This is a genomic window from Methanorbis furvi, from assembly GCF_032714615.1.
In the GTDB taxonomy this organism is placed as follows: Archaea; Halobacteriota; Methanomicrobia; order Methanomicrobiales; family Methanocorpusculaceae; genus Methanocorpusculum; species Methanocorpusculum furvi.
This window is the reverse complement of the sequence record NZ_JAWDKA010000008.1, coordinates 89,376-98,721: the sequence shown is the minus strand read 5'-3', so window position 1 is coordinate 98,721 and position 9,346 is coordinate 89,376. Positions and strand designations below refer to the sequence as shown.

11 protein-coding genes are annotated in these 9,346 nt (G+C 50.8%); 7 read left to right on the top strand and 4 right to left on the bottom strand.

Annotated features, from left to right (window positions below):
• Positions 1 to 241: 241 nt before the first annotated feature.
• Positions 242 to 1,132: a class 1 fructose-bisphosphatase gene (locus tag McpAg1_RS07830; RefSeq protein ID WP_338094757.1), complete on the top strand. Its 891-nt coding sequence runs from the start codon at positions 242 to 244 to the stop codon at positions 1,130 to 1,132.
• Positions 1,133 to 1,135: 3 nt separating this feature from the next.
• Complete coding sequence (locus tag McpAg1_RS07825; protein WP_338094756.1) at positions 1,136 to 1,972, top strand: fructose 1,6-bisphosphatase; 837 nt, start codon at positions 1,136 to 1,138, stop codon at positions 1,970 to 1,972.
• 196 nt (positions 1,973 to 2,168) lie between these two features.
• On the opposite strand, the gene McpAg1_RS07820 is transcribed toward McpAg1_RS07825, so the two are convergent.
• A complete protein-coding gene (locus McpAg1_RS07820) occupies positions 2,169 to 3,194 on the bottom strand; it encodes an NOG1 family protein (protein WP_338094755.1) in 1,026 nt (341 codons plus the stop codon).
• A 52-nt stretch (positions 3,195 to 3,246) separates the two neighbouring features.
• Between McpAg1_RS07820 and McpAg1_RS07815 the strand changes: the two genes are divergently transcribed.
• Together McpAg1_RS07815 and McpAg1_RS07810 are read left to right on the top strand one after the other, a co-directional pair.
• Positions 3,247 to 4,125 carry a CBS domain-containing protein gene (locus McpAg1_RS07815; RefSeq protein ID WP_338094754.1) on the top strand — a complete coding sequence of 293 codons (879 nt, stop codon included), beginning with the start codon at positions 3,247 to 3,249 and terminating at the stop codon, positions 4,123 to 4,125.
• A 377-nt stretch (positions 4,126 to 4,502) separates the two neighbouring features.
• On the top strand, positions 4,503 to 4,754 hold the full coding sequence (locus tag McpAg1_RS07810) for a PRC-barrel domain-containing protein (RefSeq protein WP_338094753.1): 252 nt from the start codon (positions 4,503 to 4,505) through the stop codon (positions 4,752 to 4,754).
• 65 nt (positions 4,755 to 4,819) lie between these two features.
• On the opposite strand, the gene McpAg1_RS07805 is transcribed toward McpAg1_RS07810, so the two are convergent.
• Positions 4,820 to 5,503, bottom strand: a complete 684-nt coding sequence (locus McpAg1_RS07805) for a phosphoglycolate phosphatase (protein ID WP_338094752.1) — start codon at positions 5,501 to 5,503, stop codon at positions 4,820 to 4,822.
• Between the two features lie 121 nt (positions 5,504 to 5,624).
• Between McpAg1_RS07805 and McpAg1_RS07800 the strand changes: the two genes are divergently transcribed.
• Together McpAg1_RS07800 and McpAg1_RS07795 are read left to right on the top strand one after the other, a co-directional pair.
• Positions 5,625 to 6,053, top strand: coding sequence for a hypothetical protein (locus McpAg1_RS07800; RefSeq protein WP_338094751.1), 429 nt, complete (start codon positions 5,625 to 5,627; stop codon positions 6,051 to 6,053).
• Between the two features lie 111 nt (positions 6,054 to 6,164).
• A complete protein-coding gene (locus McpAg1_RS07795; RefSeq protein WP_338094750.1) occupies positions 6,165 to 6,359 on the top strand; it encodes a hypothetical protein in 195 nt (64 codons plus the stop codon).
• 54 nt (positions 6,360 to 6,413) lie between these two features.
• Here the strand turns inward: McpAg1_RS07795 and radA are convergent, their stop codons facing one another.
• On the bottom strand, positions 6,414 to 7,406 hold the full coding sequence (gene radA, locus McpAg1_RS07790; RefSeq protein WP_338094749.1) for a DNA repair and recombination protein RadA: 993 nt from the start codon (positions 7,404 to 7,406) through the stop codon (positions 6,414 to 6,416).
• Between the two features lie 453 nt (positions 7,407 to 7,859).
• On the opposite strand from radA, the gene McpAg1_RS07785 reads away from it, so the two are divergent.
• On the top strand, positions 7,860 to 8,045 hold the full coding sequence (locus tag McpAg1_RS07785) for a hypothetical protein (protein WP_338094748.1): 186 nt from the start codon (positions 7,860 to 7,862) through the stop codon (positions 8,043 to 8,045).
• Positions 8,046 to 8,049: 4 nt separating this feature from the next.
• Here McpAg1_RS07785 and McpAg1_RS07780 read toward each other — a convergent pair whose 3' ends face one another.
• The gene (locus tag McpAg1_RS07780) at positions 8,050 to 9,345 is read right to left on the bottom strand and encodes a hypothetical protein (RefSeq protein WP_338094747.1); all 1,296 of its coding nucleotides are present in this window, start codon (positions 9,343 to 9,345) and stop codon (positions 8,050 to 8,052) included.
• Between the last annotated feature and the right edge of the window lies 1 nt (position 9,346).

The following is a 9,346-nucleotide window of genomic DNA, read 5'->3' as shown; positions in this document are numbered from 1 at the left end:
AAAAAAACATCACGGAACAGGCGAGAACATCATAGAAATTCCAAAATAATTTTTTCTTCCGTGTTGTTCACGTCTGCTCCGTGATGTTTTTTTTTCGTGCGTCTTCCGTGTATTCCGATTTTCCGTGGGCGGAGCGACGAAGCAGTGGGCGGAGCGACAATGCGATAAACAGGCCGGATGCATTGTAGTTGATGAACCCCCTTATTACCAAAAACATCCAATAAATATACAGTGAATATTCATGACGACCTTACAAGAATATCTTAAAAACTCAGGCGTGTATGAAGACCTCAGCAAAATAATCATCCTGATTGCCGAACAGGCCGTTCCCATCCGGGCAGCCTTCATCAGTAACCAGAGCTATGCCGGGTCAACGAACGCGTCCGGGGAACAGCAGGCCGCAATGGATACCTGGTCTGACACCCATATCACCCGCATGCTCGCAAGAAGCGGGCTTGTGCGGGCGGTCGCGTCTGAAGAGCAGAATGACATCACCACGTTCTCTTCAGCAGCAAAGTACTCGGTCGTGATGGATCCCCTTGACGGCTCGTCCCTCATCTCGGTAAACCTGTGTGTCGGAACAATCGTCGGCATCTACGACGGCGATGTTTTACAGGCAGGAAAAAATCTGAAGGCAGCGTTCTATATGCTTTACGGCCCCATGACCACGCTGACGCTCACGGTCGGGCGCGGGGTTGCGATTTTTGCGCTGAATACAAACGGTGTGTATCAGCTGCTGGAGGACAATGTCAAGATGCCGGAAGGCAACCTCTACGGCTCGGGCGGGCTTCGCACCGAGTGGCTGGCGGAACATACGAAGTACATCGCAGAGATCGAAGCTGCCGGCGGGAAAAACCGGTACTCAGGCTCGTTTGTTGCCGACTTCCATCAGGTGCTGAAGTACGGCGGCGTGTATGCGTATCCGCCAACCGAAAAGTCGCCGGATGGAAAACTGCGGCTGGTGTTTGAGGCAAACCCGATCGGATTCATTGCAAGTCAGGCAGGAGGCGCGGTCTCAAACGGCGTGTCAAGCACTCTTGCAATTATCCCAACCAAAGTGCATCAGCGGACGCCGATTTATGTCGGCAGCCGCGGTATGATTGAAGCGATCGAAAAAATTCACCGCGCGTAAGGTATGGCAACGACAATTTCAGTGTGTGCTCTGCCGCTTGGCGGCGTTGCAGGGTCGGTAACCGTATTTCCTGATGTTCTGCAAAAGGCATCAAAGGTTCTCAAGGAGGCGGAAGGAACTGTTCTGACCGACTCCCTGGTAACGCATGTGGCTGACTGGCTTGTTTTCGTGATGGTGCATCAGGAAGGAGGGGCGTCGCCGGTTATTGCTGCGCTGAAGGATGCGGCGATCAAGGCGGCGACGGAGACTTCCGAGAAACGAAGACTCTTGATCCGTGACGAAATACCGGTACTGACCGGCCTTTCATTTACGGAACGCGAGAGTGAGGCTTTTGTGCTGTTCCTCGCGGGAGCTGCGGCCCCGCAGTTCTGGAATCCTGTTCTTCTCGCACAGTTTGCTGATCCGTTTACGACGAAATCGCTTGTCGGTGAAACCAAATTTGTGTTCTGCACTGAGGATGCATCGATGTTTCAGATGCCGCAGGACCTCCATCGCCTGATAACCGCAGCAAAAACTTCGGCAATCATTGGCGTTGCAGCTGACGCTGACACGCCCGCAGCAGCTGCCGCGGCAGGAGTTGTCATGCTCGCGCGGGCGGAATCCCCGTACCCGAGCACGAGCGAACTCTGCGGCGTGTTTGCCAAACCAAAAATTTCGCCGAATGGCGTTCTCATGCCGGTGAGTCTCTGTGACGGAGGAAATGTTGCGTCAGGTATTGTGCCGGTTGTCGCTCTCGGCTTTTCGGTTGCGAACGGAAAACTTTCAGGACCAGTGGATCTGTTTGACAATCCTGCGTTTGCAGCTGCAAGAATTTTTGCGGGAAAAATTTCCTGCCGGTAATTTTTTTGAAACGCGAATAGCGCGAATAAAAAATCGCCAATGGCGATTTTTCAAAACTACTAAAATTATTTTTTTGAAGCAGATCTATTCATTCAGAGAAGTATCGAAAAATCGAAATTTTCATTTTATTGAAAAATCGCCATTGGCGATTTTTTTATTCGCGCTATTCGTGCTATTCGCGTTTCAAAAAAAAAAATTAGTAATCGGTCTTTGGCTCAGTACGACCGCCGCGGCGTTTCATCTCAGGCATCGGCAGCTCGCTGCGGATATCAATAACCTCATCCTGCATCAGCTCGCCGCGCAAGCGGAGAAGCTCAGCAAGAACCTCCTCCACTCCCTCGCCCGAAACCGTCGACATATTAAAACGCTCCTCGGACTTTTTCAGATCTGCCTTGTTCACAACCGTAATCATCGGAACCGTCACAATTCCTGCAATCTCCTCGCGAAGCTTCTGCTGTGCCTCAACCGAGTACCCGCAGTGCTCGCTCGCATCAATCACAAACAGCACCAGATCCGCAACATACACCAGAGCATTCAGTGCCTGCTTCTCAATCACATTCCGCTCCTCGTCAGTCCGGTCAAGAAGACCCGGCGTATCGATAAACTGAATGCGTCTTCTTCGTTCCGCATTCCGGTGGCCTACAATGACTCCCTTCGTTGTAAACGGATACGACGCAATCTCGGGTTCTGCACTTGAAACCAGACGAATGAACGACGACTTGCCGACATTCGGATAGCCCGCGACCACAATCGTAAACTCCTCAGGACTGATCACCGGCAGTTTCCGAAGCACATTTCTCACATCATTCAAATAGCGAAGAGCCTCATCCGCGCGGTGCACAATGGATGCAATTCGCGCGACCGCACGCCTGCGTTCCGTCAGCGTATCCGCACGCCGCATTCCGCGGGAGATGCCTTTTCCCACATCACGCACATTCTTCGCAGCCCAGCCGACCATCCCAAGAGCCTGGCGGAGATTATCCATGCCAAACAGAATGTCGCACAAATCGCGATAAAATGGCGGCAGCTGTTCAAACTCGGGGAAACTCTGAATAATGCTTACCAGTTTATCATGGGTCGCCTGGGTGATGGCACGAACGAAGTCCTCGTTTGCCCGGTTTTTATTGCCGCTTTTTTCCTGCATCTTTTTTGCAGCACGACGGAAGCTGCGGTCCAGAAGCTCCTCGGCGGTGGGGACGGTGGGGATATTATCAAAATACATTTTCGTTGAATCACTCGATTTCTTTATTAGGGTGGCGCTCTGAACAATCAGTATGGATTTGTCACTGATCCAAAAAGATATCCTTATTACTCTTATCTCGCTTTATCATCAATATTCGCATCCGATAAAAGGAGAAGAAATAGCTGATATCATCAAGCGTAATCCCGGAACGGTGCGCAATCAGATGCAGGCGCTCAAAGCGCTGGGTCTGGTGGACGGCGTTCCCGGACCCAAAGGAGGGTATCATCCAACCTCCCGCGCCTACACCGAGTTGCATGTAACCGCTGACGACTCGGAGAGCGAGGTCGCCATTTTACGCAATGGAGAGATCACGGAGGGCGTGCGGGTGAATGAGATCGATTTCACTACGCTCACGCACGCTGACCTCTGTCATGCGCTGATCAAGGTTATCGGCAATGTCAGAGTGTTTGAGGTTGGTGACAAAGTAACGATCGGTCCAACGCCGGTCAACAAGCTGCTGATCAAAGGAGAGGTCTTTGGAAAGGATGAGATCAACAGCGCTCTGTTGATCTCAACTTCAGAGATGACCTCTCTTCCAAAACTTGCGATCAGAGAGTATATGACAACTCCTCTCGTCGCTCTTGAGACTGATATGACGATCGCGTATGCGATGAAGACGCTATTGCAGCGGAGGATTCACGGCGCTCCGGTTATTGAAAACGGTCAGCTGCTGGGAATTGTTACGCAGACCGATATTGTTGCGGCAATCGATCGCGGAGTTTTGATGGAGGCGTCCGTTGGCGAGATTATGGTGCGCAATGTGGTGACAATTCCAGGAGATATGCGGCTGTATGAGGTCATCCGCAGGTTTAAGGAGCAGGATATCGGCCGGGTTATTGTGATGGAGGAGGAGAAGCCGATCGGTATTCTCACGCATTCGGATATTATTCGGGTGTTTCCGACTCTTTGAAATTATTTCGTCGCTCCTTCGTTTCGTAGCTCCGCCCACGGAAAATCAGAAAACACGGAGCTTCACGGAAAAAAACAACACGGAGCAGACGTGAACAACACGGAATTTGAAAATATTTTTTTTATTTTTTTATGTCATGAAAATATTTCTGCGATAATTTTTCCAGAAAAATTTCCGAAACAAAACCAATAAAATATTTTGTGATATTACAATAATTCATTTCCGTGATGTTCACGTCTGCTCCGTGATGTTTTTCCGTGTGTTCAGTGTCTTCCGTGGGCGGAGCTACGAAGCGGCGGAGCAGAACATAAGAGGTGAAGCCAGTACATTCAAAACGGATAAATACTTTCGTCCTCAATACAAAACTACTGATTACAATGAAGAGCGAGCAGTTTACCCATTCTATCCGGAAAAAGAGAGTGATGAGCACTGATGGAAAAATTATCGGTCAGATCAAGAACATTACTTTTGACAGTGCGACCGGGCAGCTGCTGAATCTTTTAGTGCGCCCTGACCAGATGTTTGACACATCCGGCTACAAACTTGACGGCGAAGCTATCACGCTGCCGTTTGAGGCGGTAAAAGATATCACCGACTTTATTGTCGTTGACCGGTATATGCTGCGGTAAAGCAGAAAATTTTCAAAAATAGTATTTTCTCCACAGATCTGTTGGAGAATCTCTTCATGATTTTTTCAGGGGAAGTATCTGGCAAGAGCGTCAGCTGTTCCTTCGCCGAACGGTTTACTCATGACACAGTCAGCAGCAGCTCGCGCTTCAGGACTTGCGTTTGCCGGAACAACTCCGGTGCCTGAGATCTTCAGCATCGAGACATCGTTGATTGAATCTCCTGCGGCAAGAAAATCTGCGGGTGTAAGTCCCATCAGCTCTGCGAGTTTTTCAAGAGCCGCACCTTTGGAGAGTCCTTCTGACTGGAGATGAATGGCAAATCCGGTGTCAACTACCTGCACCGGCATATCTGCAAGCAGTTTTTGTATTTCGTTCACATCAGCGTCGCGGGCGAATGCGACGTCTGAGTACCGGTAGTCATTGCTGTAGAGACGAAGCTCCTCACCTTTCGGCTGGAATGTGTCGATGATTCGCTTATATGCGGCAAAACAGAGTTCGCGATCTCCGGCAGAGTGGCGGTCTCCGGTATAGCCGTGACGGTAAACCCCGCCGTTTTCTGCGATCACGTCGCCTTCGGTTCCGATCATTTTGGAAAGCGCATCAATAAAACAGAGGGTGTTGCCGGATGCGAGAACTACCGGAATGCCTGCATCCACAACTCTGCGGATCTCTTCAACCGCACGGGTAGAAAGACGACGTCGATCGTCAGTGAGGGTTCCGTCGATGTCGGTGATGAAGGCTTTGAGCATGAAAAATATATTTGGGTCGGCAGTATTTATTCTCTGCCGGATGATGGTCAGGACACAAAAATGGGTGGAGGGTCATTGACAACAAAACCTATTATCTCAACTCCCCCATTATCTGATTACTATGCAGACGATGGATCAGAGGCCGCAAAAAACGAGCATCACCGTCTCAGCGCACATTAAAGAGCGTGTCTGCTCCAGAAAACGCGGCAATCAGACCTATGATGATGTACTGAATGTTCTGCTCGATACAGTTGACGCAGGGGACAAAGGAGATGAGCAGGGAGTGGTGTTTCTCCACACAGTCTATGTAAACGGGGAGTTAAAAAAGCTTAAACAGCCAATTATCCTGAAAATGATGATTCAGGAGGATAATTCATATGTTCTTGCAAATGAAGAGTTCTCTTTCCTCATATCATGTAACTCAATTGCTGATGGTTTGGAAGAAGGCCGTCGCATGTTTGAGGAGGATTATGCAATTTACACAAATCCGGAAAATCAGGTTCATCCATTGGCAAAAAAACGTGCTGAGATGTTACAGTCAGTAATCTAGTGGTAATTCCAAATGGCAGTGTTCAAAGCAAAAAAAGTGTCTGCGGCTCTGGAAAAGAAAGGGTTTCAAAAACTATCGGGAAATACGAATCACTGCAGGTATGAATTTTATATGAATGGAAAACCATCGGGAGTGAAAACATATCTCAGTCACAATAAACAAGAGATTACGGGGGATTTACTCGCATGGATGTCAAAAGAGATGCATCTTTCCAAAGATGAGTTTCTTGAGATGATCTCCTGCGTAATCGGATATGATGAGCTTGTTGCCCGTTATGCTGCTCTCGGTCTTCTTCAGAAGGACTAAGTTCTCTTTTATCCAATTTCCAAAAAAAGTATTGAGATAATCCCACAGGACTCTTCAGCAGGGTTTGATACCTGCAGTTTCGACCATAAACGTCGCCTCTCCTTCAGGAAGGTTCGGGCTGTCCACGAGTCTTGCGATACGTTTGCCTGCCTTGCTTTTGCGCAGATACAGTCTGAACGTCGCCGAGTGGCCGACGATGTTTCCGCCGATCGGTTTGGTCGGGTCGCCGAAGAAGACGCCCGGGTTTGACATGACCTGATTTGTCACAATCGCAACCGCATTCAGATCGTCCACCAGCTTGAAGAGGTCGTGCAGGTGACGGTTCAGCTTCTGCTGACGGCCTGCAAGGGTTCCGCGGCCGGCATACTCTGCACGGAAGAGACCGGTCAGGGAGTCAACAATGATCAGCTTTACCGGCATATCGCTGTCCTTCAACTCATTTGAAAGATCGCGTGCCGAGTCGATCAACAGCATCTGATGATCTGAGCTGTGAGCGCGGGCAACATGGATGTTTGCGAGGAAATCTTCGACGCTCGGAATCTCATAGCCTTCGGGAAGCGGCTTCTCGAACTCAAGACCAGCGACCATCTGTTCGATACGTTCAGGGCGGAAGGTATTTTCCGTATCAATATACAGACAGCTGCCGCCAAGACCGCCGACCTCGCGGGGAAGCTGGCAGTTCACCGCAAGCTGGTGAACAATCTGCGACTTTCCGGAACCGAACTCGCCATAGAACTCGGTGATCGCCTGCGTCTCAATGCCGCCGCCTAAAAGCTCGTCCACCTCAGGAACAAATGTACTGAGCTTGAGAATCTCCTGACGGCGTGCAAGAACATCAGTTCCGGTTTTGAACCCGCCGATATCTGCGATCTCGCGTGCGGCTTTGATGATCTTTTTTGCCGTTGACTCACCGATCTCTGCTGCCTCGGAGAGGTCAACCGGTGCTGCGGTTGCAATGCTTTCAACAGTGATGTAGCCTGCCTCGCGAAGGCGGTCGGCAGTTGCCGGTCCAACGCCCGGGATGTCCTCAATATCAGTTGCTGTCATATCTTCTTTTCTCCTTTCTTTGATGTTGTTGAGATATACTATTAACATCGACAGACCGGCATATAAACCCCAGACCGCGTGGGGTGAAAGTGCTCCTTTTTGTCTTCATCAGCTTTGATCATACATTCGTTTATTGGTAAACACTGTTGGGGATTGGTCAGCTCCGCCCACGGAAAATCGGAAAACACGGAGTTTCACAGAAAAACATCACGGAGCAGACGTGAACAACACGAAAGAAAAATTATTTTGGAATTTTTGTTATGTCCTTGTTTGCTCTATGATCTTTTTTTGTGAAATTTCCGTGATGTTCACGTCTGCTCCGTGATGTTTTTCCGTGCGTTTTTCCGCGTATTCCGATTTTCCGTGGGCGGAGCAACAAAGCGCAACCGCGACCAAGCACGCAAAATAGTCACCATCCATACCCTCATATGCAATCTCATCCCACCCTAACACATGCCAGAAACCAACGACGCATCCTTCAAATCCGCACTACTCAGCGCAGCAGGAGATCTCGCAAAAAATCCGGTGATCGGCCCCGTCATCGAACAGGTCGCCTACGACTTCCTCTCCTCCCCGGAATGCCGCGACGCATTCGCCGCATATGCCAAACGGCGAATAAAAGAAAAAGTCGGACTCTGAAAAATCAGAGCCGCAAAAGCCGCTCGCGAAGGGCGGCCGGCGAAAGTTCCTCGACCTCTGCCTCCTCAACCAAGATGCGGGAGTTTGTGCACAACCCGGAAACTCTCGCCATCGCTGCCGGAGGAAGTGTGGTATCGCCGGAAAGAATCCGGGCGCATGTACCGTCATCAATCGTCAGCCCTTCCGGTCGCGGAATGATCATGCCTGCGGCGGTTCCAAAAACTCCATGGCAATCGCGTTCCCGCAGAACCGAACCGCGCCCGACCGACAGCTCAATCTCGCCGTACTTGTTCAGCTTCGCCTGGGCATTGATCACCTCCAGCAGATCTCCGGCAACGACTGCGGCGTCCGCAGCCTCATTCCAGCAGGCAACATTGACAAAGGATGTGCCGTTCTCGCTGCCAAGTCTCACATTTTTCACGCGTGACTCATTTCCGCGTCTGGTGACAAACGTCCTGACCTGCGAAACAGAAAGTGCAACGCCCGTAACAACAGAGGTCTGACCTTCGACGACATCCCCTGCATCGCACGAGAGGACAGATATGTCATCGTGCGGCGTAATCACCACATCCTCGCCTGCCACGTACTCAACCACATCCTCCTCCTCTTTTCTGGTAAGACCCGCAAAACTCACGGACATTCCCTCTGCGAGCTCCTCGAAAACTTCAGGCGACCAGGTGATAATCCGTGCCGTCCCGGATGAATCCCCCACAATTATCTCCAGAAGCTCAGACGTTGAGCCGTCGCGGCGGGGAATCTCGCGAACCGGTGCGATGAAAAGGATTTTTGCTGCGAGCGGGACCTTCATCATCTCTGACTTCGGCGGCCGTTTCGTCTCAACGATTCGTACCTGACTGGGCCGGAGAGCAGCGCAGGTCACCTCGTTCCGGTATCCGGGACGCGGCTTTGCAATCACCTCAACAACCGAGCCAACCTCAAGCTCAGAGACTGCTGCGGCCTGGGCATCCCAGAGCGTCATCTTCACGGTTCCCGTCGGGTCTCCAAGAATCATCGAGGCAACGAGTCCCGGCTCAGCCTCCTCGCCCTCTCCCCCTCCCCCGCCCTCGCGGGCGAACTCGCGGGGAGGAGTTATCTCCAGAATTTTTCCAAAAAAAGATACGAGTGCGGTCGTAGTGGTTTTGATCGCGCCAATTCTGATATGGCTTCGTCCGAGTTCTTCCACCACCAGCATCGCAGCGCAGACTTCATCAACTGCGCCGCCAAGCTGCTCACACTTGTTCTCCACCCGCTCATCAAACGCTTCTTTGGTCAGCAGGTCAGAGACAAGTGCGTAATGCATG